We start from the raw sequence: 22,341 nt of genomic DNA on the forward strand, positions 1-22,341 counted from the left end.
CCGCCCGCTGCCGGACCCGCTCCGGGCGGCGGCCGCTCAGCAGCAGTCCTGGACCACCAGCCCGGCGGGCAGCTGGTCCCCGCCGAAGACCGCGACCGTCGCCGGGTCCCCGCCGAGCGCGGCCACCGCGAGCAGCAGCGCCCCGGCCGTCCAGGTGGTGCGCTCCTCCGGCCAGATCGCGTCGTCCTCGAACACGTACCCGGTCCAGTACGAGCCGTCCTCGTGCCGCAGGTGCTTCTGGATCCAGCGCAGGATGTCCACCGCGCGGTCGGACTGCCCGATCGCCCAGAGCGCCAGGGCCAGTTCGGCGCTCTCGCCGCCGGTCACCCACGGGCGGTCGCTGACGCAGCGCACGCCGAGGCCGGGGACGACGAAGCGCTCCCAGTCCCGCTCGATCCGGGCCAGCGCCGCGTCGCCGCGCAGGCCGGTGCCGAGCACCGGGTAGTACCAGTCCATCGAGTAGCGGTCCTTGTCCAGGAACCGCTCGGGGTGGTGGGCGATGGCGTGCCGCAGCCGGCCGGCCGCGAGCTCCCAGTCGGGCTGCGGCTCCTCCAGGTAGTCCGCGATGGCCAGGCCGCAGCGCAGCGCGTGCAGGATGCTGGACGAGCCGGTGAGCAGCGCCTCCTCGGTGGCGGCGCCGTCCCCGTCGACCCGCCAGGCGATCGGGCCGCCGGGCAGCCGCAGCGAGACGATGAAGTCCAGGGCGCGCCGGACGACCGGCCAGATCCACTCCAGGAAGGCGTCGTCGCCGGTGCTGAGGTGGTGGTGCCAGACCCCGACCGCGACGTAGGCGCAGAAGTTGCTCTCCTTGGCCCGGTCGGTGACGACGCCGTCGGTGTAGGCGGCGTACCAGGAGCCGTCCGCGTTCTGGCCGGCGGCGAGCCAGCGGTAGGCGGCCTCGGCGGCGGCGTGCTCGCCGGCCGTGTCGAGGGCCATCGCGGCCTCGGTGTGGTCCCAGGGGTCCAGGTGGTGGCCGGCGAACCAGGGTATGGCACCGTCGGGGCGCTGCTCGGCGAGGATGCTGCGCACGGTGTCGGCGGCCTGCTCGGCGTCGAGGACGCCGTCGAGGAGCAGGACCTCGGGGACGGCGGCGGTCACGCCGTGCCGCCCGGGGCGCGGTTCGGCTTGGAGGCGTACGCGACGAAGCTCTTGCCGATGACCGGGTTGAGCGCCCGCTCGGCGGCCTTGGTGAGGGTGCTGATCACCGGGGTGCCGACGATGTCCCAGACCAGCAGCTGGTGGTAGGCCTTGACCGGCAGCGCCTTGTCGTTGTTCACGCCGACGGCGCACTTGATCCACCAGTACGGCGAGTGCAGCGCGTGCGCGTGGTGGGTGCCGTACGGTTCCAGGCCGGCGTCCTTGAGCTTGCCGAGGAGCTCGTCACCCCGGTAGATCCGGATGTGGCCGCCCTCGACCTCGTGGTACTCGTCGGACAGCGCCCAGCAGATCTTCTCGGGCAGCCAGCGCGGCACGGTGACGGCGAGCAGGCCGCCCGGCTTGAGGACGCGGAACATCTCGTTGAGCACGCCCTTGTCGTCGGGGATGTGCTCCATCACCTCGGAGATGATGATCTTGTCGAAGTACTCGTCCTCGAACGGCAGGGCCAGCGCGTTGCCCTCCATCGCGACCGCCGACGCGCCCTCGGGGGCCTCACCGGCCTGCTCCATCGCCGCGAACCACTTCGTGACCTCGGCGATCTCCTCGGTGTTCTGGTCGAGGGCGATCACGTTGGCGCCGCGGCGGTAGCACTCGAACGCGTGCCGGCCCCCGCCGCAGCCCAGGTCGAGCACCCGGTCGCCGGGGGCGAGCGGGAAGCGCGAGAAATCGACGGTCAGCACTGCAGGACTCCCATTCCTATTGCTACCAAGCGTCCTTGACGCTTCGTCACGCTTCGTCGGGCGGCGTGCGCCGGGGCGGCGGTCCGCGGCGGCGCACCCGGCCGGGCGGCCGAGCCGGCCCTGGCGGCTAGGCCACGTACCGCCAGCCGGGCCCGGACCGGGCCCGGGCGCCGACGCCGGTGGCGATCGCCGCGCGGTAGGCCTCGGCGGTCAGCTCGGCGGCCCGCTCCCAGGTGAACCGGGCCAGCACCCGCTCCCGGCCCGCAGCGCCGAGCCCCGCACGCAACTCCGGGTCGTCCAGCAGCCGGCCGAGCGCCGCGGCCAGCGCGTCCGCCTCGCCCGGCGGCACGGCCAGGCAGGTCTCCCCGTCCGGTCCGGCGACCTCGGGGATCGCCCCGCCGGTGGTGGCGACCAGCGGGGTGCCGGTGGCCATCGCCTCGGCGGCCGGCAGCGAGAAGCCCTCGTACAGCGACGGGACGCAGGCCACCTCGGCCGAGCGGTACAGGTCGACCAGCTCCTGGTCGGTCAGGCCGCTGCGGAACTCGATGTGCTCGGCCAGCCCGAAGCGGCGCACCGCGTCGGCCACCGGCCCGTCCTCCTTCTGCGGCTTGCCGACCACCACCAGGTGGGCGTCCCGCTCGGTCCGGACCTTGGCCAGCGCCTCGACCAGGAAGACCAGGCCCTTCAGCGGGACGTCGGCGCTGGAGGTGGTGACGATCCGTCCGGGCACCCGCTCGACCGCGTCCGAGGGCGACCAGAGCCGGGTGTCGGCGCCGATCGGCACCACCGAGATCGCGCCGGGCGCGGCGCCCAGGTGCTCGGCGATCTCGCGCTGCGAGGTGCCGGAGACGGTGATCACGCGGTCCAGCCGGGCGGCGACCCGGCGCTGCATCCGGGTGAAGGCGTACCAGCGGCGCAGCGACAGGCGCTTGATCCGGGTGGTGGCCGCGTCCAGCTCCAACTGCCGGTCCACGGTGATCGGGTGGTGGATCGTGGTGACCAGCGGGAAGCCGTGCCGGGCCAGGCCCAACAGGCCGTAGCCGAGGGTCTGGTTGTCGTGCACCACGTCGTAGCGGCCCTTGTGGGCGGCCAGGTACCGGCGGGCGCGCAGCGAGAAGGTCAGCGGCTCGGGGAAGCCGCCGGTGCGCATGGTGGCGAACTCCAGCGCGTCCACCGGGCCGCGGAACTCGCCGCGGGCCGGGGTGCGGAAGGGGTCGTCGGCCCGGTAGAGATCCAGGCTGGGCAGCTCGACCAGGCGCACCGAACCCGGGCCCTCGACCTCGTCCAGCACCGGGTAGGGCTGGGCGCCGATCACGTCCACGTGGTGGCCGAGCCTGGCCAGCTCACGGGAGAGGTGCCGTACGTACACGCCCTGACCGCCGCAGAAGGGGTCCCCGCGGTACGACAGCAGGGCAATCCGCAGCGGCTGCGCGGTCATCCTGGGCCCTCATCTCTAGCTGCTATCTGTGCTGCCGGTCGCTAAAGTAGATCAGGTTTCAGTGGATGTGGAACTCGTCATCGACCACGTGAACAATGAGAGACCTCGAAGATACCGGCCCGTAGCTTTTCCTCAGGTGTCAGGGCTGGTGATTCCCGCCACGCCGACCCTTGCCGACCATGTGAGCACACCGCCACTCTCGCCTGCCCGGGAGCACCTTTGCCGCCGTCGACCGAGCCCCTGCCCCCGATCCCCGTCACGCCCCGGCCCGGCGAGCCGCCGCTGACCACGCGGCAGGCCGAGCGCCGGCGGCGGATCCTGCGGGCCGCCACCGCGCTGGCCGCCCGGGGCGGGTACGAGGCGGTGCAGATGCGGGAGGTCGCGGAGAGCGCCCAGGTCGCGCTCGGCACGCTCTACCGGTACTTCCCGTCCAAGGTCCACCTGCTGGTCGCGGTGATGCTGGAACAGCTGCAGGGCCTGCACGAACACATCCGGCGCCACCCGCCGACCGACGCGGAACCGGCCCTGCGGGTCGCCGACACCCTCACCCGGGCCTTCCACGCGCTGCAGCGCGAACCGCTGCTGGCCGAGGCGATGGTCCGGGCACTGTCCTTCGCGGACCGCTCGGTCGGCGCCGAGGTGGACCAGGTCAGCGTGGCCACCGGGCAGCTCATCCTGGACGCCATCGGCCAGTCCGGCCCGCCCAGCGAGAGCCAGCGCGCGGCGGTGCGGGTGATCGAGCACACCTGGCACTCGGCGCTCGTCGCCTGGCTCTCGGGGCGCGCCTCGATCGCCGAGGTCCGGGCCGACCTGCACACGGCGGCGCGGCTGCTCACGCTGCCGTGACCGCCGCCGTGACCGCCGCCGTCACCGCCCTCGTCGCCTCCCAGGCGCCTCCGCAGGCCTCGCGGAACGCCCGTACTGGAACCTGTTCCTGCTGCGGCGCCGTGGCCGCCCGCTCCGGCGGTTAGAGTCGACGGGCACCACAACTCCATCCCGCTCCTCCCCCGGGGGAAGCCGGTGGGACTCCGGCACTGACCCCGCAACCGTGAGCCCGGTCCTCCTGGTCACCGGACGAGTCGGAGCACCCGGGGCGGGGCGAGCGGCCGGTCCGGGCGCACGCGCCCGGCACCGTCGAGGACTACGGAACGGCCCCGCCCGGGCCACCACCGCTCACCGAAAGGCACAACCGCACCATGCTGACCGCCGCCCGCCTGGGCGCCGCCACCCTGTCCGCCGCGCTGCTCGCCGGCGTCGCCGCCGGACCGGCCCTGGCCGACAGCCCCTCGCCGACCCCGGTGACCGCCCCCGACGGCCTGTACGGGAAGAGCGACCCGACGTACGACGGCGTGTGGCGGCAGTCGCTGGCGCTCATCGCGCTCACCGCGGCCAAGGTCACCCCCGCCGACTCGGCGGTCGGCTGGCTCACCGGGCAGCAGTGCGAGGACGGCGGCTGGCCCTCCTACCGGGCGGCCGGGGCGGCCTGCGACCCCAAGACCGAGGACAGCAACGCCACCGCCGTCGCCATCCAGGCCCTGGCCGCCCTCGGCGGGCACCAGCCGGCCGTCGACAAGGGCGTCGCCTGGCTCAAGGCCAACCAGAACGCCGACGGCAGCTGGGCCTACAACCCGGGCAGCCCGGGCGACGCCAACTCCACCGGGCTCGCCGTCAACGCGCTGTTCGCCGCCCGGACGGACCCGGCGAGCGTCGCCAAGGCGGGGTCCACCGGTGCGGGTGCCGCCGGTGCGGGGTCCGCCGGTACGGGTGCCGGTGCCGCTGCGGGGAAGAACGCGTTCGACGGGCTCGCCCACTTCCAGCTCGGCTGCGCCGCCCCCGCCGACCAGCGCGGGGCCTTCGCCTACCAGCCGGACACCGCCACCGGCGCCCTCGCCCCCAACGCCCTGGCCAGCGGCCAGGCCGCACTCGCCGCCGCGGGCGGGCACCTGCCGGTCGCCAACTCGGTCCGCGCCGACACCGAGCCGAAGGCCCTCACCTGCTCCGACGGCTCCGCGCCCGCCACCGTCCCGCACGCCGAAGCGGGCGAGGCCGTCGGCGCCTACCTCGCCGCCCAGCTCACGTCCGGCGGCAACCACCTCACCCTCACCACCCCGGGCGCCGCCCCCAGCCCCGACTACACCGCCACCGCCTGGGCCACCCTCGCCCTCATCCAGAGCGGCCACCCCGACCAGGCCTCCGACGCCGCCGACTGGCTCAACCAGCAGGAGGCCACCTGGACCAAGAACGGCACCGACGCCGCCGCCACCGCCACCCTCCTCCTGGTCGCCCAGGCCGACCACCGCTCCACCGCGGACCTCACCGGCAAGCTGACCGCCCTCGGCCCCGCCCCCAAGGCCACCGCCGCCACGGAGGAGGCCACCCCGGCGAAGAAGGAGAACGACGGCATCGGCCAGTACTGGCTCATCGGCATCGGCCTCCTCGTCGGCGTCGGCGGCGGCCTCCTGCTCAGCCTCCAGCGCAAGCGCAACCCGAACCTCTGATGCCCCCGACCCGCCACCCCCGCGCCGCCCGGCGTGACGTGCGTGCGCGCGGGCGCCTCGCCGTGCTGCTCGGGGCGCTGCTGCTCCTGCCGCTGCTCGGGGCGCTGCTGCTGGTCGCCGGTGCGGCGCCCGCCGAGGCGGCCGGGTACCGCTACTGGTCGTTCTGGCGCGGCGCCGACGGAGGTTGGGCCTACCAGCAGCAGGGCCCGGCGATCGCCGTGCCGCCGGACGGGGCCGTGGACGGCTGGCGGTTCGCGGTGAGTCCGGACGGCGGGCAGGACGCCGCCAAGCCGCGGACGGCCGGGAGCTTCGCGGACATCTGTGCGCAGACGCCCGCGCAGGACGGCCGCAAGCGGGTGGCCGTCGTGCTGGACTTCGGGACCGCCGACGACGCCGGATCGGCCGCCGGGGCGGTGCCCGAGCCGCGGACGGCATGCGCCGCCGTCGCGCCGCGCGCCACCTCGGCCGAGGTGCTGGCCGCCGTCGCGCCGCCGCTGCGGTACGACACCAACGGGCTGCTGTGCGCCATCGCCGGGTACCCGACGGCGGGCTGCGCCGACCAGGTCGGCGCCGCGGGCGCGGCCGCACCGGCCACCGGCGGCACCTCCACCGCCCACGGCGGCGGCCCGGACATCGGGCTGATCGCCGGTGGTGCGCTGGTCGCCGTCCTCGCCGCCGGAGCCGTCCGGCAGACGCGCCGCCGCCGCAACCCGTGAACCCCGCCCAGGCCGCACCCGATCCAGGAACGTCTCCGTGAGCAGCACCGCCCGTAGCACCCGGCCGCCCACCGGCCCCCGCCAACTGCACCCCGGTGCCTGGTGGTTGTGGGCACTCGGGCTGGGCGCGGCGGCCACCCGCACCACCAACCCGGCGATCCTGCTGCTGCTCTGCGCCGTCGCCGGGTACGTGGTCGCGGCCCGGCGCGGCGACGCGCCCTGGTCGCGGTCGTACGGGGCGTTCCTGCGGCTGGGTCTGCTGGTGCTCGGCATCCGGCTGGTGTTCGCCGTCTTCCTGGGCTCGCCGATCCCCGGCACCCACGTGCTGCTCACGCTGCCCGAAGTGCCGCTGCCCGTCTGGGCGCAGGGCGTGCGGATCGGCGGCCGGGTGACCGTCGAGGGCCTGCTCGCGGCGCTGTACGACGGGCTGCGCCTGGCCACCCTGCTGGTCTGCGTGGGCGCCGCCAACTCCCTGGCCAGCCCGGCCCGGTTGCTGCGCACCCTGCCCGGCGCGCTGTACGAGGCGGGCGTCGCGGTGGTGGTGGCGATGACCTTCGCGCCGAACCTGGTCGCGGACGTCCGCCGGCTGCGCGCCGCACGGCGGCTGCGCGGCCGTACCGACAAGGGCGTCGCCGCCGTGCTGAGCGTCGGACTGCCGGTTCTGGAGGGCGCGTTGGAGCGGTCCGTCGCCCTGGCCGCCGCGATGGACACCCGGGGCTTCGGCCGTACCGCCGACGTCCCGCGCCGGCTCGCCCGGGCGACGGCGGCACTCACCCTGACCGGGCTGCTCGGAGTCTGCCTGGCCGCGTACGGGCTGCTGACCGCCGGCGGCGCGGGCTGGGCGCTGCCCGTGCTGGCGCTCGGCCTGGCCGCCGCCTTCGCCGGACTGCTGCTCGGCAGCCGACGGTCCGTCAGAACCCGCTACCGGCCGGACCCTTGGGCGCTGCCCGAGTGGCTGACCGCCGGCTCCGGTGCCGCCGTCGCAGCCCTGACCACCTACCTGGCCGCCCAGGCCCCGGCCGCCTTCGCCCCCACCGTCGTCCCGCCGACCGTGCCCGCGCTGCCGCTGGCCGCCGTCCTGGCCGTCCTGCTCGGCCTGGTACCGGCGTTCGCCGCCCCGACCCCGCCCCGGAGGGCATCGTGATCACCTTCGAGCAGGTCTCCGTCCGGTACGAGGACTCCGCCGCGCCCGTCCTGGACGGCGTCGACCTCACCGTCCCCGAGGGCGAACTCTGCCTGCTGGTGGGCCCGTCGGGCTCCGGCAAGTCGACCCTGCTGGGGACGGTCAGCGGCCTGGTCCCGCACTTCACCGGCGGCGTGCTGCACGGCCGGGTCACCGTCGGCGGCCGGGACACCCGCGAGCACCGGCCGCGCGAACTCGCCGACCTGGTCGGCACGGTGGGACAGGACCCGCTCGCGCACTTCGTCACCGACACCGTGGAGGACGAACTCGCCTACGGCATGGAGTCGCTGGGCCTGCCCGCCGACGTGATGCGCCGCCGGGTCGAGGAGACCCTCGACCTGCTCGGCCTCGCCGACCTGCGCGACCGCGCGCTCGGCTCCCTCTCCGGCGGCCAGCAGCAGCGCGTCGCGATCGGCTCGGTGCTCACCGTGCACCCCCGGGTGCTGGTCCTGGACGAGCCGACCTCGGCGCTCGACCCCGGCGCGGCCGAGGAGGTGCTGGCCGTCCTGCAGCGGCTGGTGCACGACCTCGGCACCACCGTGCTGATGGCCGAGCACCGGCTGGAGCGGGTCGTCCAGTACGCCGACCAGGTGCTGCTGCTGACCCCGGGCGCGCCACCGGTGCTGGGCGAACCGGCCGAGGTGATGGCGCACTCGCCGGTGCACCCGCCGGTCGTCGGCCTCGGCCGGCTCGCGGGCTGGCGCCCGCTGCCGCTGTCGGTCCGCGACGCACGGCGCAAGGCGGCCTCGCTCCGCTCCGAGCTGGACGGCCGCACGCCCGCCGGCGTGCCCGCCCCCACCGGCGAACCGATCGCCGTCGCCGACCGCCTCGCCGTCCGGCGCGGCCCGGTGCAGGCACTGCGCGGGGTGGACCTCGCACTGCGCCCCGGCGAGATCACCGCCCTGATGGGCCGCAACGGCGCCGGCAAGTCCACCCTGCTGGGCGGCCTGGTCGGCCTGCACGCCCCCGTCTCGGGCACCGTCCGGGTCGGCGGCCGCGTCCCGCACCGCACCCGCCCCGCCGAGCTGATCCGCGAGGTCGGCCTCGTCCCGCAGGACCCGCGCGACCTGCTGTACGGCGAGTCCGTCGCCGCCGAGTGCGCGTCGGCGGACGCGGACGCCGGCGCCGCCGCGGGCACCTGCCGCGCCCTGGTGGAGCGCCTGTTGCCCGGCATCGCCGACACCGCCCACCCGCGCGACCTCTCCGAGGGGCAACGGCTCACCCTCGCGCTCGCCGTCGTGCTCACCGCCCGGCCCCCGCTGCTGCTGCTCGACGAGCCGACCCGCGGACTGGACTACGCCGCCAAGGCCCGACTGGTGGAGATCCTGCGCGACCTCGCCGCCGAGGGGCATGCCGTCCTGCTGGCGACGCACGACGTCGAGCTGGCCGCCGAACTCGCGCACCGCACGGTGATCCTGGCCGAGGGCGAGATCGTCGCGGACGGGCCGACGGCGGAGGTCGTGGTCTCCTCCCCCGCCTTCGCCCCGCAGGTCGCCAAGGTGCTCGCACCGGGGCCGTGGCTCACCGTGCGACAGGTCGCGGAGGCTCTGGACGCGGCGGGGGCACCGGGCGCGGCGGGAGCTCCGGACGCGGCGGGAGCTCCGGACGCAGCGGGAGCATCGGGCGCGGCGGGAGCTCCGGACGCAGCGGGAGCATCGGGCGCGGCGGGAGCTCCGGACGCATGAGCCGACCGATCCCGCTCGGCCGCCGATCCGTCGCGGTGCTGTCGTTGACCTCGCTGGTCGGCGTCGCCGCCTTCGGCTGGCCGCTGCTCGCCTCCACCAAGTCCGCGCTGGTCGGCCACTCCACCGACGCGCCCTGGCTGTTCGCGCTCCTCCTCCCGCTCCTGCTCGCTGTCGTCATCGCGCAGATCTCCGAGGGCCGGTCGGCCGGCGGCGGCGCGCCCGGGCTGGACGCCAAGTCCGTGGCGCTGCTGGGCGTCCTGGCCGCGGCGGGCGCCGCGCTGCGTCCGCTCGGCGCGGGCACCGCGGGCCTGGAGCCGATGTTCTTCCTGATGGTGCTGTCCGGGCGGGTGCTCGGGCCGGGATTCGGCTTCGTCCTCGGCTCGTTGTCGATGTTCGCCTCCGCACTGCTCACCGGCGGGGTCGGGCCGTGGCTGCCGTTCCAGATGCTGGCGATGGGCTGGGTCTGCCTCGGCGCGGGGCTGCTGCCGGGGGCCTCCCGGTTGCGCGGGCGCCGCGAACTGCTGCTCCTCGCCGGGTACGGGGCCGTGTCGGCCCTGGCGTACGGCACCGTCATGAACCTGCAGGGCTGGCCGTACATCGGCGGACTGGCAGGCTCCATCTCCTTCGTCCCGGGTGACCCGGTGGGCGCCAACCTGGTCCGGTTCGCCGCCTACTGCCTGACCACATCGCTGGGTTGGGACCTCCCGCGGGCCACGCTGACCGTCGTCCTGTGCCTCGCCCTCGGCACGCCCGTACTGCGCGCCCTGCGCCGAGCCACGCGGCGGGCCGCCTTCGACGCACCGGTCGACTTCCGGCCGCCGGTCGACTCCCGGCAGCCGGACACGGCCCGACCGCCGGTCACGTCCCGACCGCCGGAAGGGTGAACCGCCTTTCCCCGCGCGCGCCGTACACCTCCGCCCGACCGGTTCGTCCACGATCATCGCGACCGTGAACCGAACCCTCACCCGTACGGCGACCGTGGCCGCGCTCTCCCTCGCCCTCGCCACGGGCCTCGCCTCCCCCGCCGCCGCCGTCACCTTCATCGGCCGCGACGTCCCCACCACCGTCACCATCGCGCCCGGCCGGACCGGCGCCGTCCCGTGGACGTACCAGAACACCGGCGGCGCCGGTCTGCTCCCGCCGTCCGGCATGACCGCCGTCTTCACCGCCCCCGGCAACACCACGTTCCCCGCACAGTCCACCGTCCCGACCGAGTACAGCGGCGACGGGTCCTCCTGGGGCCCCAACAACGTCGGGCTGCGGGGATGCGCCCTCAGCAACGGCAACCGGACGCTGACCTGCGAGGGCTACGGCCGCAACGGCGGCAACAGCGGCTGGCCGGCCAACGGCTACTTCCGCTTCTCCCCGCAGGTCACCGTCGACCCGTCCGCCCCGAACGGCACCACGTTGCCGAAGGGCAACGGCAGCTTCCGCTACGCGCGGCCCGACAGCGGCACGCTCTACACCATCGACAACGGCACCCTCAACGTCGCCACCCCGCCCCGGGTGCCGACCGGCAAGTGCCTGGACGTCGGCAGCACCCGCCACAACGCCGACAACGTCCGCGTCTGGGACTGCCTGGACAACACCGACCAGCGCTTCGTCCTGGAGGAGGGCCGGGTGAAGGTCGCCGACACCGTCGGCACGGCACAGGAGATGTGCCTCGACGCCGACTACACGGGCGAGAACGGCGACATCGTGCGAATCTGGGCGTGCGAGTACACCCAGGCCGCCCGCGCCAACCAGACCTGGCTGCTCCGGGGTGGCGCGTTCGTCCTGCAACGGACCGTCGGCAGCGGCGAGGAGATGTGCATCGACGTCGGCTCGTACCGCACCAACGGCGACAAGGTGTTCCTCTACCGGTGCGGCGTGACCAACCCCAACCAGCTGTTCCGCGTCGAGGACGGGTCCATCAAGGTCCGCGACACCCTCTGAGCAACCCGGCCGGCGGAGCGTCGCGACCCGCCGGCCGGCAGCTTCGACGCCCAACCGGACGCTGTGGCGGGTCACTTCACCGAACTGCCCGGCTCGCCGGGCCTGGACGGCTTCTCGTACTCGCAGTTCGAGCACGCCTACGTCCGGAACGCCGGCACCGCAATATTCACCGTAATGCTCTAATCAAGCATCAAACTCCCTCCCACATCACCCATTCGGGCGGCGCAAGCGCACACACCCCGCGCGCGCCGGGGCGCTCATCGTAGCGATGACGACGGGCACGTGAACCTCCGAGTGTGCTGAGATGATCACGCTATCGAGGGTCCGCGCGGCACCCGACATCTCCCTTCCCAGGAGGCACAGTTGAGCGAGATCATCCTGATGTCCGACCCGAAGGTGGCCGCCGTCGCGGTCCGGGAGTGCGGTGAGCGGCTCCGGGACGTGCGGAGCGGGAGCGGCCTGCTGGTCGACGAGCGCAAGCAGGACGGCAGCGGCGCGTTCGCCCACCTGCGGCCGGCCGTCCTCGACCGGCTGCTCGACGCCCAGGCACAACTGCCGGACGGGCTGCGGCTGCTGTTCGTGGAGGGCTACCGGCCGCCGGAGCTCCAGAGCCGCTACTTCGACGAGTACGCCGCCGAGTTGCGGGCCGCGAACCCCGGCTGGCCGGACGACCGGATCAGGTCGGCGGCCAGCCGCTACGTGTCGCCGCCCGAGATCGCGCCGCACAGCGCCGGCGCGGCCGTCGACCTCACCCTCGTCGACGCCGACGGCCGCGAACTCGACCTGGGCACCAGGGTCAACGCCAGCCCGGAGGAGAGCGCCGGGGCCTGCTACACCGACGCCGACGGCATAGGCGCGCAGGCCCGCGCCAACCGACGCCTGCTCGGCGAGGTCCTGACCGGCGCCGGGCTGGTCAACTACCCCACCGAGTGGTGGCACTGGTCGTACGGGGACCGCTACTGGGCGCTGGCCACCGGTGCGCCGGCCGCCCTGTACGGACCCGAACGCCTGTAGGCCGCACAGGCCTCCGGTCGTCCGGTCCTCCGGTCCTCCGCCTTGCAGCGTAGGACCGGTGGGCCCTGCGCCCGATGCCTGACCGATCGTCAGCGACCTACCGTGATCCGCATGGAGATTCCCGAGCAGCACAAGCAGGCCGTCATCCCGCACATCATCGTCGACGGGGCCGCCGCCGCCATCGACTTCTACGGTGCCGCGTTCGGCGCCTCCGAGCTGTTCCGGCTCGACGGCGAGGGCGGCCGGATCGTGCACGCCGAGATCCAGGTGCACGGCGCGACGCTCATGCTCGGCGATGCCGAGGCGCCGTTCGCGCCGCCCGGCACCGGCGTGCCGTCCGTCATCCTGCACGTGTACGTCCCGGACGTGGATGCGCTGACGAAGCAGGCGGTGGCCGCGGGTGCCGAGCTCCTCGCCCCGCCGGCCGACATGCCGTACGGCGCCCGGCAGTCGATGCTCCGCGACCCGTTCGGCCACGTGTGGATCTTCCTCACGCCCCTCGCCTGATCGTGCCCCCGGTCAGGCAGCCGTCCCCGCTCAGGCACCCGTCCCCGTGCGGGCGCCGTACTTCCCGCCGCGGGAGGCGAGTTCCTTGATCATGACCGCAGCGCGGCCGCTGACGTGTGCCCGCCGGGGGGTGTCGTCGCGGTGGGTGAACTGGCCGACGGCGTTCTCGCGGCCGAGGGTGACGGCCCGGGCGATGTAGCGCGCGGTGTACGCCACTGGGGTACGACCGGCGATCAGGCGGGCCACGTTGTCGACCGCGTGGGCGGCCTGCGGGCCGGCGAGGGCGCAGGCGAAACGGGCGCCGGGGACGGCGGCGCAGTCGCCGACGGCGAAGATCCGTTCGTCGTCGACGCTGCGCAGCGAGGCCTCCACGACCGCGCGCCCGTCCCCGTCGACGGTGAGGCCGCTGCGGGTCGCGAGGTCGGGGACGCCGGACACGATCGCCCACAGGGTGAGATCGGAGAGCAACGACACGCCCGACCGCAGGTGCACCACGCCATCGCCCGCCCCGGTCGCGCTGTCGGCCACGATCTCGACCCGCAGCTGCTCCAGTCCGCCCCGGACCTTCTCGTTCGCCCGGTCGGTGAAGGTGTCGGCGACCGCCGGCCCGACGATCCGCACCTTGAGGTCCGGCCGCGCCCAGGCCACCTCGGCGGCCGTCTCGATCCCGGTGGCGCCGCCGCCGATCACCGTCACCGTGCTGCCGGCCGCCAGCGAGGCGAGCGCCGCACGGGCCCGCTCCGCGCCTTCCCAGGTGCCCACCGGGACGGTGCCCGGCAGCGACCGCACCGTGCTGCCGACGGCGAGGAAAGCCCAGTCGAAGTCGAGGCGCGCGCCGTCGTCGAGGACGACGCAGCCGTCGCCGATCCGCTCGACGGCGCCGACCTTCAGCACGACTCCTCCGCGCAGCATCGACGCGATGGGCGTCGCGGCGACGGCCGTCCCGGCGATCTGTTGGTGCAGCCGTACGCGTTCTACGAAGTCGGGGCGCGGGTTGACCACCGTCACCTCGGCGGCCTTCACTTTCCTGGCGGCCCGGTTGGCCGCGAGCATCCCCGCGTACCCGGCGCCCACCACAACGACCTTCATCTCGGGAATCGTCCTCATCTCGGCCTCCCTGTGCCGCCGTCGCCTCACCCGCCAGCCGCCGGCCGGCTGCCGTGTGCTCGTTCGCCATGGAGATGCCGGCGGGCCGGGTGCCGTGACACCGAACCGACATGACGCAGGTCACACGGCCTGGCATGTCACGAATCGGCGGGGTCCGGCGTCCAGTGGGAGGCGCAGCCGAACCAGAGGGAGAGACCATGAGCAGCGAGGACGGCCGCCGTCCCGATCCGGCCACCGACGCGTTCGTCGCCCACCGCAACCTGCTGTTCACGGTCGCCTACGAGATGCTCGGCTCGGCGGTGGACGCGGAGGACGTCCTCCAGGAGACCTGGCTGCGCTGGGCGGGCGTCGACCTCGGCACCGTCCGCGACCACCGCGCGTACCTGGTCCGGATCACCACCCGGCAGGCGCTCGGACGGCTGCGCACGCTGAGCCGGCGCAAGGAGTCGTACGTCGGCCCGTGGCTGCCCGAGCCGCTGCTCACCTCGCCCGACGTGGCCGACCAGGTCGAGCTGGCCGACAGCATCTCGATGGCGATGATGATGGTCCTGGAAACGTTGACGCCCACCGAACGGGCGGTTTTCGTGCTGCGCGAGGTGTTCGACCTCGGGTACGACGAGATCGCAGAGGCCGTCGGCAAGACGCCGGTCACGGTCCGCCAGATCGCCCACCGGGCGCGGGCGCACGTCGCGGCGCGCCGTCCGCGTGGCACCGTCTCCGCGGACCGGGCGCGGGCCGCGATCGCGGCCTTCCAGCGGGCGGTCGAGACGGGCGACCTGCGGGACCTGCTCGACCTCCTCGCGCCGGACGTCGTCGCCATGAGCGACGGCGGCGGCGTCAAGACGGCCATGCCGCGGCCCACCGTCGGGGCCGAACAGGTGGCCCGGCTGCTCGCCACCGGCGTGGCGCTGTGGGGCCCGGTGGCGACGACCGAGTCGACCCAGGTCAACGGGCACCCGGCGCTGATCCTGCGGATCGACGGGGAGATCGACCTGGTGGTGGCGATGCGGCTCGACGAGGGGCGGATCACCGGCATCTACACGGTGCGCAACCCCGAGAAGCTGACGCACATGGGGCGGGAGACGGCGGTGAGTCTCTGAGCCACCGGATCTCCGAGCCACCGGGTCTCCGAGCTTCCGAGCCGATGGGCCGATGGGCCGATGGGCCGATCGGCTCACCGGGCGCGGCTGCGCAGCACCGCCAGCGCCGCCGCCCCGCACACCGCCGCCGGAAGCAGCATCGCCACGGCGACCGCCCCACCCCCGCCGACGGCGGCGCCACCGCCGACGAACGCGCCCGTCACCGCCACGCCCACCGTCGCGCCGACCTGCCGGACGGCGTTGAGCAGGCCGCCCGCCGCGCCCGCGCTGCCCTCGGGCGCGGTGGTGACGACGGCGGTGACCAGCGCGGGCAGCGCGAAGGAGACCCCGAAGCCCGTCAGCAGCAGGCCCACCGCCAGCAGCGGGTACGGCGTGCCGAGCGACACCGCCACCGCGAAGACCGCGCAGCCCGCCGTCAACAGGGCCAGCCCGCCCACCACCGGCCGCCACGGGCCAACCTTGGCGACGATCCGTCCGGTGAGCAGCGGGTTGAAGCCCGGCGGCAGCGTCATCGGCAGGAACGCCACCCCGGCCAGCGTCGGGGACAGCCGCAACTCCTGCTGCAGCAGCAGCGGCAGCACGAACAGGACGCCCAGCATGGCGAAGTTGACCGCGCCACCCGCCAGCAGCACCGCCCCCATGCCGCGCGCCCGCAGCACCTCGGCGGGGACGACGGGTGCCGGGCTGCGCCGCTCGCGCCGGACGAAGGCGGCGCCGGCCACCACCGCGCCCGCCCCCGACCAGGCCGCGTGCGCCCAGCCGGTGCCGCCGAGCGCGATCAGCGCGTCCGTGAACAGCGCGAGGGTCGCGCAGGCGGCGAGTTGGGCCGGCCAGTCGATGCGCCGCTCGCCGCGCGGGCAGTGCACCGCCCGTCCGGCCACCAGGGCCAGCACCAGGACGGCCAGCGGGACGTTCACCAGGAACACGGCCCGCCACCCGGCGAGATCGACCAGCGCCCCGCCGACCATCGGCCCGAAGGCCATCGCGCAGCCGCTGACGGCCGCCCACACGGCAACGGCCCGCGCCCGCTCCGCCGACTCCGGGTGGAGGCGGGTGATCAGCGCCATGCTCGCCGGGACGCAGGCCGCCGCCGCGACGCCCAGCAGGGCGCGCAGCACCACCAGGGTCGGGATGTCCGGCGCGAACGCGCTGAGCAGCGAGCCCGCCCCGAAGACGGCGATGCCGAAGCGGAAGGCCCGGTGGGCGCCGTAGCGGTCGGCGGCGGCCCCGGCCGACAGCAGCAGCGCCCCGAAGGCGACGCTGTAGCCGGTGACGGCCCACTGCAGACCGGCGGTCGAACTGCCCAGCGAGGCAGCCAGATCGGGCTCTGCGACGGAGAGCACGGTGGTGTCGAGCAGCACCATGAAGTAGCCGAGGGCGATGCCGAGCAGGGCCCGCGAGCGGACCCCTGCGGGTGGGGCGGGTACCGCGGGCCGGGCGGGTGGAGCGCTGGTGGCGGCGGAAGGGACGGGGGCGGGGGCGGTCATCGGGGGATCTCCTGATCGACGAGTGGAAGCGCCGCCCACTCTGGCCGCGCCACCGCTGTCCGTTCGACCGCCGGAGCCTCATGCGGCGTTCGGAATTTCCGAACGCCCCGCGACGACTCCGCGCACGCCGCGGTACAACTCCGCACGCCCACCCGTACGCTGTCCCGCAGTACCGGGAGCAAGGCGTTCGGAAGCCGGGGAGTCCAGGGGAAACCAGTGGAACTACGTCAGTTGCGCGTCTTCGAGGCCGTCGTCGCCCACCGCACCGTCACCGGCGCGGCCGTGGCGCTCGGGCTCGCCCCCTCGTCCGTCTCGGAGCAGATCCGCACGCTGGAGCGGAGTCTGGACACCGAGCTGTTCGAACGGGCACCGCGCGGCATGACCCTCACGTCGGCCGGGGAGCGGCTGCTGCCGTGGTCCCGGCGGTTGCTGGACCAGGCCGAGCAGGCACGGCGGGAGGTGGTCGCCGCCCGCGCCCGGCTGCGGCTCGGCGCGCTGGAGACCATCGCGGCCACCCATGTGCCCGCCGTCCTGGCCCGGCTCGCCGAGCGCCGGCCCGACCTGGAGATATCCCTGCACACCGACACCGCCCGGGACGGACTGCTCGGCGGGGTCGCGGCCGGGGCGCTGGAGGCGGCACTGATCCTGGACACCGCCGGGCCGCTCGGCGAACTCGGCTTCTACCTGCCGCCGGCCCCGCTCGACCACATCGACCTGCAGGACGTCCCGCTGGCCCTGGTCGCCGCCCCCACCGACCCGCTCGCCGGCGCCACCGCCCTCACCCGCGAGGGCCTGCGCGGCCGACGCCTCCTCGTCAACACCCCCGCCTGTTCCTTCCACCTGGCCGGCGAACGCCTGCTCGGCCACGACGTCGACCGCGTCCACACCGGCGGCGTCGCCGTCACCCGCGCCTGTGCCGAACAGGGCCTCGGCATCGCACTGTTGCCCGAGTTCGCCGTCCGCGACCAACTCGCCGCCGGCACCCTGGTACGCCTCCCCCTCGATCCCCCGCCGCTGCACCTGCGCCTCGTCTGGCGCGCGGACCGCGAGACCGTCCCGGGGCTGCGCGAGGTCCTGTACGCCGCCTCGGCGTGAACCCGGCCCGACCCGAGTAGGCCTCAGCTCTCAGGCCGGAAGGTCGGCGAGCCAGTTGCCGTGGAACCCGAACGGCACCCGGGCCGGGAGGTGCACGGTGGCGACCGGCAGGGCGGCGAGGTCGTCGGCGTCCAGGACGACCAGGTCACTGCGGTCGGTGCGGGCGTCATGAACGTATGTCATGAGCCATCCGGGTGAACTGACGCCCGGCGCGGCCGGCGTTCCCGGGCCCGCCGGGACGAAGACGGCCTCGCCCGGGGTGCGGCCGGGGCCAAAGTCGTGCGCGGTCGAGGCGCCGGTGCGCAGGTCGTAGCGGACCAGCGCGTCACCGCAGGTCACGTGCCCGAAGTCGGCGCGGTGGCCGACGAGCCGGTCGTCGGTCCGGGGGAACTCCCCGGGGCGGTCGTCGCACTGCTCCTCGGTGACCGTGCCGGTGCGCGGGTCGACCGTCCACTTCCACAGGACGGCCTGCCGGGCGCCGTCCACCGCGCCGTCCGCGGTCCGCCGCCACAGCTCGGGGTACCGCATGGCGTGCACCACCACCGTCCCGTCGGGCGCGTCGTGCGCGTTGAGGACGTGGAAGACGTAGCAGGGGTCCAGATCGAACCAGCGCACCCGCCCGTGCGGGTCGTCCCGGCGCAGCAGGCCGAGCCGGGCGCCGTAGCCGTCGTCCCAGCGGTAGGGCATGGAACGGCCGACCAGGCCCAGGTCGAAGACCACCGGCAGGTCCAGCAGGACGACGTGCCCGGCGGTGAGGGCGAAGTCGTGCATCATCGTCGGCCCGGGCACCTCGATCGGCCGGCTGATCACCAACTCGCCGTCGGCGTCGGCCCGGTGGTAGGTGAGGTAGGGCTCCTCGACCACCCCGTAGCCGAAGAAGTGCAGCTCGCCGGTGTCGGGACAGGCCTTGGGGTGGGCGGTCATCGCGGTGCGCAGCCGCCCGCCGAAGTCGTACGGGCCGACGGTGTCCAGGTCCGCGCTCAGCTCGTAGGGCAGGGCCGTCTCGACGAGCGCGAGAGTGCGTCCGGCGTGCCGGACGACGTGGGTGTTGGCCGGTCCGGCGGTGAGGTCGCGGCGGCCGAGCTCGTCGTAGGGGCGGGCGCCGTCGGTGAGGCGGGTGGTGCGGACCCAGCGGTTGCGGTACGAGACGGCCCGCCCGTCCTCCAGGCGGACGCCGTGGACCATGCCGTCACCGAAGAACCAGTGGCCGGAGGCGGCGTCGGCCGGGTTGGGGCCGTTGCGCAGGTACCAGCCGGACAGCTCGGGCGGGATGCTCCCGGTGACGTCCAGGTCGTGCGCCGTCAGTTCTCCGGTGACCGGCGCGTAGTTGCCCGCGAGGTGCCGCGGGGTGCTCGCAGCTCCGGGGAGGCTCGGGGTTCCCGGGGCGCTCGGGGTGCTCGCCGCGCTCACCGGGCACCGGCCTTGGCCTGCACCGCGGCGACGTAGCGGGTGGTGAACACCGTCGGGAGGGCGAACCCGGCGACCTGGACGACCGTGGCGGCGGTCGAGTGGCCCTGGCCGGCGTGGGCCATGACCGCGAGGACGGCGGCGGTGGCCACGAAGGCGGCGGTCCACACGGCGGTGATCACGGTGTTCACGCGGACGAAGGGCTTGAGGCCCCACACCTCGCGGGGCGTGGTCCGCTTGGCGATGCCCAGGGTGAACGGCTTGCCGATGAGCAGCGAGACGCCGGCGATCAGCGCCAGGGTGCCCGAGGAGAGCGCCGCCGAGTAGTCGTGGACGGCGGAGTCGTGGTCCGCGAAGGCGACGGCCGCCAGGGCGGCGAAGTAGGCGGCCGAGCCGAGTTCGATGATCAGCGCGTCGAAGCCCGCCCCGCCCTTGCGCTGCTGGGCGACGAGCGCGACCGCCACCACCAGGCCGGCCAGTGCGGCCCACTGCCACTGCACGGACGGCAGGACGGCGAACACGATCCACGGCAGGAAGGAGCGTACGTACGACATGGCGGAGATCCCCCTCGACATTCCAGTTTCGACATGTCAAAAGTAGAGGTTCCAGAACTGACATGTCAACAATGGAATGTAGGATGGTCGACATGAGCCTCCGACACGCCCTCCTCGGCCTGCTGTCCGACCGCCAGGCCAGTGGATACGACCTGCTCAAGACCTTCGACACGTCCCTGGCCAACGTCTGGCCCGCCACCCAGAGCCAGATCTACACAGAGCTGTCCAAGCTCGCCGACGCCGGACTCATCAGCGTCGCGGCGGAGGGCCCGCGCGGCCGGAAGGAGTACACGCTCGCCCCGGAGGGCCTCGCCGAACTGCGGCACTGGCTGACCGAGACCGCGCCCCAGCGCAACACCCGCAGCGACATCCTGCTCAGGGTCTTCTTCCTCGGCGTACTCACCCCCGACCAGGCCCGCGACTACCTCACCGGCCTGGCCGACCTCTCCGCCCGCGAGCACGCCGACCTCGCCGCCCTGGCCGACACCATCGACTGGGGCGAGGACGGCCTCTCCGTCCACGGCCGGATCGCCCTGGAGTACGGCCTGCGCTTCAACGCCATGCGCCGCGACTGGGCCGAGTGGGCCGCCGCCCAGATCACGTGACGCCCGCACGAAAACACCTCGGGCCCCACCCCCCGCCGAGGGGTGGGGCCCGAAGGACCAGCGACGAACAGCGAGTACGGGCTCAGGCGCCCTTGGGCCCGGCCGACTGGACGACCTCGAAGGACCACAGCGTGGAGCCGGAGGCGGCCGGCCGCTTCGGGGCCTCCCCCTCACCGCCGCCCTGGTGCGCCGACTTCATCGGGCCCTCCATCCACGCCTTGAAGTCCTCCTCGCTGCGCCAGCGGGTGTAGACCAGGTACTGGTCGGTGCCCTCGACGGGGCGGAGCAGCTCGAACCACTCGAAGCCGTCCGAGTTCTCCACCGCGCCGGCCCGCGAGGCGAAGCGCTGCTCCAGCACCTCGCGCTGCTCGGCCGGCACCGTCAGTACGTTGATCTTGACGACGGACATGCCGCTCCTTACTGGTCCGCCGGGGCCCCGCGTGCGGCCGCCGGCTCGGTCACTGCCAGCAGTCTCCTACACCTCACACCGGGCGGGCCCACCTCCCGCCGCTCAGGCGATCCATGCCGGGAGGACGCGCTCGGCGTCGCGCGGGGCCATGGCGCAGGCGCCCTCGGGGGTGACGGCGTCGGGGTTGTAGGCGCGGGAGGGTGAGGTGGAGGCGACGACGGCGGTGAAGCCCTCGTCGCTGGTGATCCGGCGGGCCACGTCGGCGGGGAGGACGAGCGTGTCACCGGCGGCCAGCAGGTGGGACTCGCCCGCGAGTTCCGCCGTGGCGGAGCCGGCGAGGAAGGTCCAGATCTGCTCGGCGTCCATGGCGTGCAACGGCCCCTGGGTGCCGGGCCGCATCTCGACCCGCCACAGCGCCAGGGAGGTCGAGCCCTGGGTGGGCGAGGCGAAGGTGGTCATGACGGCGTTCGGGGTCTCGGAGCGGCGGGCGTCGGTGAGGCGGATGACGGACATGGTGAAGGAACCCCCTAATATGGACAACGAAGTTGTCTATATGGTCAATGAGGTTGTCTATCGTGTCAAGTGAACCGGCCCCGCCCGGCTTCGAGCTGCCGCTGCGCCTGCTCTTCGCCTTCCGGACGATCATCGACGAGCTGCACGAGCGGATCGCCCGCGAGGGGCATCCGGACCTCCGCCCGATGCACGGCTTCGTCTTCCAGGCGATCGGCCCGTACGGCACCACCGCCGTCGAACTCGGCCGCCGCCTCGGCGTCTCCAAGCAGGCGGCGGGCAAGACCGTCGAGAACCTGGAGCAGCTCGGCTACGTCGAGCGCGGCAGCGACCCGGCCGACGCCCGACGCAAGGTGGTCCGGCTCACCAACCGGGGCGTGGACTGCCTCGCCCGCTCCGCCCGGATCTTCGACGAGCTGCGCGCCGAATGGTCCGCCGCCCTCGGCGAGGAGGAGCTCCGACACCTGGAGGACGGCCTGCGCCGACTCGCCCCCGGCGACCCGTTCCGCCTCGACACCCCGCGCTGGTTCGGCTCGCCGTGAACGCCGCACAGCGGACGCGCGTGTGCCACCCCGCCCTCGTGGGCGGGGTGGCACACGCACACGCACACGCGATTACTGGGCGACGGTCGGCAGCTTCGCGGTGAGCGCGGTCGGGACGCTGACCACGGCGTTCGGGTCGAGCTTGCCCGGCCCGAAGTCACCGGCCGCCAGGGCTTCTTGCCGCCCCCGTTGACGACCTGCCACACGGTGTTGCTGTCCGGCGAGAGCAGCAGCGTGCCGTCGACCGGCGACCGATCTGATGAAACGGCTCGATGCCCGCAGCCGGTTGTGCACGCGGTCCAACAGGGCCGGCTGCCCTCGGGGGCCTGACCCGCCCACGCCGGGGGCGGGCCGTCAGCGGGCCGGGCCGTCAGCCGGGCTCCGGTCTGACGCGGCGCGCGGAGCCGTCATGGCGTCACCGTGGGGTCGCGGGCCCCGACTGACGGCCCGTGCGGATGATCACTCCGCGCTCATCATGCCGTCAGCTTCGTCCCGTTTTGTTCCGTCGGATCGAGCCGAGCGTGAGCACCGGGGACATCGACAGCGTCCGGGGCGTTCTCGGAGGGGCCAACCGGCACCAACCGGCACAACACCCCCGCGGCGGGCCGGACGCCCCTGTCCACCCTCCGGGCGGTCCTGCATAATCAGGCGCGATCGTGCGCCCGGGCCCCGCCCGGACGCCACCGAAACCGCAGACGAGCCCGACCCGAA

22 protein-coding genes, 1 pseudogene and 1 riboswitch are annotated in these 22,341 nt (G+C 74.3%); of the genes and pseudogenes, 13 read left to right on the forward strand and 10 right to left on the reverse strand.

Going from position 1 to position 22,341, the window contains the following annotated elements; all coding sequences use genetic code 11:
* Positions 1-36: 36 nt before the first annotated feature.
* The 3 genes from ABTY56_RS22995 to ABTY56_RS23005 all read right to left on the reverse strand — a co-directional run bounded on the left by ABTY56_RS22995 (position 37) and on the right by ABTY56_RS23005 (position 3,276).
* Entirely contained in the window at positions 37-1,098 is a 1,062-nt protein-coding gene (locus ABTY56_RS22995; RefSeq protein WP_350630861.1) for a prenyltransferase, read from the reverse strand.
* Positions 1,095-1,838: a class I SAM-dependent methyltransferase gene (locus ABTY56_RS23000; protein WP_350630862.1), complete on the reverse strand. Its 744-nt coding sequence runs from the start codon at positions 1,836-1,838 to the stop codon at positions 1,095-1,097. The genes ABTY56_RS22995 and ABTY56_RS23000 overlap by 4 nt, the downstream gene beginning before the upstream one ends.
* 127 nt (positions 1,839-1,965) lie before the next feature.
* Positions 1,966-3,276, reverse strand: coding sequence for a glycosyltransferase family 4 protein (locus tag ABTY56_RS23005; RefSeq protein WP_350630863.1), 1,311 nt, complete (start codon positions 3,274-3,276; stop codon positions 1,966-1,968).
* 219 nt (positions 3,277-3,495) lie between these two features.
* Between ABTY56_RS23005 and ABTY56_RS23010 the strand changes: the two genes are divergently transcribed.
* From ABTY56_RS23010 to ABTY56_RS23050, 9 genes and pseudogenes are all read left to right on the forward strand, one after another.
* Complete coding sequence (locus ABTY56_RS23010) at positions 3,496-4,122, forward strand: TetR family transcriptional regulator (protein WP_350630864.1); 627 nt, start codon at positions 3,496-3,498, stop codon at positions 4,120-4,122.
* Positions 4,123-4,286: 164 nt separating this feature from the next.
* A riboswitch (cobalamin riboswitch) is annotated at positions 4,287-4,366 on the forward strand.
* A 106-nt stretch (positions 4,367-4,472) separates the two neighbouring features.
* On the forward strand, positions 4,473-5,774 hold the full coding sequence (locus ABTY56_RS23015) for a prenyltransferase/squalene oxidase repeat-containing protein (protein WP_350630865.1): 1,302 nt from the start codon (positions 4,473-4,475) through the stop codon (positions 5,772-5,774).
* Entirely contained in the window at positions 5,774-6,490 is a 717-nt protein-coding gene (locus tag ABTY56_RS23020) for an SCO2322 family protein (RefSeq protein ID WP_350630866.1), read from the forward strand. Before ABTY56_RS23015 ends, ABTY56_RS23020 begins: the two co-directional genes overlap by 1 nt.
* 37 nt (positions 6,491-6,527) lie before the next feature.
* Positions 6,528-7,634, forward strand: a complete 1,107-nt coding sequence (locus ABTY56_RS23025; protein ID WP_350630867.1) for a CbiQ family ECF transporter T component — start codon at positions 6,528-6,530, stop codon at positions 7,632-7,634.
* Positions 7,631-9,229: pseudogene (locus tag ABTY56_RS23030) on the forward strand (ABC transporter ATP-binding protein); the annotation flags it as partial. The gene ABTY56_RS23025 and the pseudogene ABTY56_RS23030, both read left to right, overlap by 4 nt.
* A 125-nt stretch (positions 9,230-9,354) precedes the next feature.
* The gene (locus tag ABTY56_RS23035; RefSeq protein WP_350630869.1) at positions 9,355-10,242 is read left to right on the forward strand and encodes an ECF transporter S component; all 888 of its coding nucleotides are present in this window, start codon (positions 9,355-9,357) and stop codon (positions 10,240-10,242) included.
* Between the two features lie 64 nt (positions 10,243-10,306).
* On the forward strand, positions 10,307-11,293 hold the full coding sequence (locus tag ABTY56_RS23040) for an RICIN domain-containing protein (RefSeq protein WP_350630870.1): 987 nt from the start codon (positions 10,307-10,309) through the stop codon (positions 11,291-11,293).
* Positions 11,294-11,656: 363 nt separating this feature from the next.
* Positions 11,657-12,307, forward strand: coding sequence for a M15 family metallopeptidase (locus ABTY56_RS23045; RefSeq protein WP_350630871.1), 651 nt, complete (start codon positions 11,657-11,659; stop codon positions 12,305-12,307).
* Between the two features lie 111 nt (positions 12,308-12,418).
* Entirely contained in the window at positions 12,419-12,814 is a 396-nt protein-coding gene (locus ABTY56_RS23050; protein ID WP_350630872.1) for a VOC family protein, read from the forward strand.
* Positions 12,815-12,844: 30 nt separating this feature from the next.
* Here the strand turns inward: ABTY56_RS23050 and ABTY56_RS23055 are convergent, their stop codons facing one another.
* Positions 12,845-13,921, reverse strand: coding sequence for an NAD(P)/FAD-dependent oxidoreductase (locus ABTY56_RS23055; RefSeq protein ID WP_350630873.1), 1,077 nt, complete (start codon positions 13,919-13,921; stop codon positions 12,845-12,847).
* A 197-nt stretch (positions 13,922-14,118) separates the two neighbouring features.
* On the opposite strand from ABTY56_RS23055, the gene ABTY56_RS23060 reads away from it, so the two are divergent.
* Positions 14,119-15,021 carry an RNA polymerase sigma-70 factor gene (locus ABTY56_RS23060; RefSeq protein WP_350630874.1) on the forward strand — a complete coding sequence of 301 codons (903 nt, stop codon included), beginning with the start codon at positions 14,119-14,121 and terminating at the stop codon, positions 15,019-15,021.
* A gap of 74 nt (positions 15,022-15,095) precedes the next feature.
* Here ABTY56_RS23060 and ABTY56_RS23065 read toward each other — a convergent pair whose 3' ends face one another.
* Positions 15,096-16,508 carry an MFS transporter gene (locus ABTY56_RS23065; protein ID WP_350630875.1) on the reverse strand — a complete coding sequence of 471 codons (1,413 nt, stop codon included), beginning with the start codon at positions 16,506-16,508 and terminating at the stop codon, positions 15,096-15,098.
* Positions 16,509-16,724: 216 nt separating this feature from the next.
* Between ABTY56_RS23065 and ABTY56_RS23070 the strand changes: the two genes are divergently transcribed.
* Positions 16,725-17,603: a LysR family transcriptional regulator gene (locus ABTY56_RS23070; RefSeq protein ID WP_350630876.1), complete on the forward strand. Its 879-nt coding sequence runs from the start codon at positions 16,725-16,727 to the stop codon at positions 17,601-17,603.
* Between the two features lie 30 nt (positions 17,604-17,633).
* Here the strand turns inward: ABTY56_RS23070 and ABTY56_RS23075 are convergent, their stop codons facing one another.
* On the reverse strand, positions 17,634-19,013 hold the full coding sequence (locus ABTY56_RS23075) for a carotenoid oxygenase family protein (RefSeq protein WP_350630877.1): 1,380 nt from the start codon (positions 19,011-19,013) through the stop codon (positions 17,634-17,636).
* Entirely contained in the window at positions 19,010-19,564 is a 555-nt protein-coding gene (locus ABTY56_RS23080; RefSeq protein ID WP_350630878.1) for a hypothetical protein, read from the reverse strand. Before ABTY56_RS23080 ends, ABTY56_RS23075 begins: the two co-directional genes overlap by 4 nt.
* Positions 19,565-19,656: 92 nt before the next feature.
* Between ABTY56_RS23080 and ABTY56_RS23085 the strand changes: the two genes are divergently transcribed.
* The gene (locus ABTY56_RS23085) at positions 19,657-20,169 is read left to right on the forward strand and encodes a PadR family transcriptional regulator (RefSeq protein WP_350630879.1); all 513 of its coding nucleotides are present in this window, start codon (positions 19,657-19,659) and stop codon (positions 20,167-20,169) included.
* Between the two features lie 82 nt (positions 20,170-20,251).
* On the opposite strand, the gene ABTY56_RS23090 is transcribed toward ABTY56_RS23085, so the two are convergent.
* Positions 20,252-20,578 (reverse strand): antibiotic biosynthesis monooxygenase family protein, encoded by a 327-nt coding sequence (locus ABTY56_RS23090; RefSeq protein WP_350630880.1) that lies wholly within the window; start codon positions 20,576-20,578, stop codon positions 20,252-20,254.
* A gap of 102 nt (positions 20,579-20,680) precedes the next feature.
* On the reverse strand, positions 20,681-21,091 hold the full coding sequence (locus tag ABTY56_RS23095; RefSeq protein WP_350630881.1) for a cupin domain-containing protein: 411 nt from the start codon (positions 21,089-21,091) through the stop codon (positions 20,681-20,683).
* Positions 21,092-21,138: 47 nt separating this feature from the next.
* Between ABTY56_RS23095 and ABTY56_RS23100 the strand changes: the two genes are divergently transcribed.
* On the forward strand, positions 21,139-21,630 hold the full coding sequence (locus ABTY56_RS23100) for a MarR family winged helix-turn-helix transcriptional regulator (RefSeq protein WP_502893169.1): 492 nt from the start codon (positions 21,139-21,141) through the stop codon (positions 21,628-21,630).
* 72 nt (positions 21,631-21,702) lie between these two features.
* On the opposite strand, the gene ABTY56_RS23105 is transcribed toward ABTY56_RS23100, so the two are convergent.
* Complete coding sequence (locus ABTY56_RS23105) at positions 21,703-21,834, reverse strand: hypothetical protein (protein ID WP_350630883.1); 132 nt, start codon at positions 21,832-21,834, stop codon at positions 21,703-21,705.
* Between the last annotated feature and the right edge of the window lie 507 nt (positions 21,835-22,341).

This window comes from Kitasatospora sp. NPDC097691, assembly GCF_040302665.1.
Lineage (GTDB): Bacteria > Actinomycetota > Actinomycetes > Streptomycetales > Streptomycetaceae > Kitasatospora.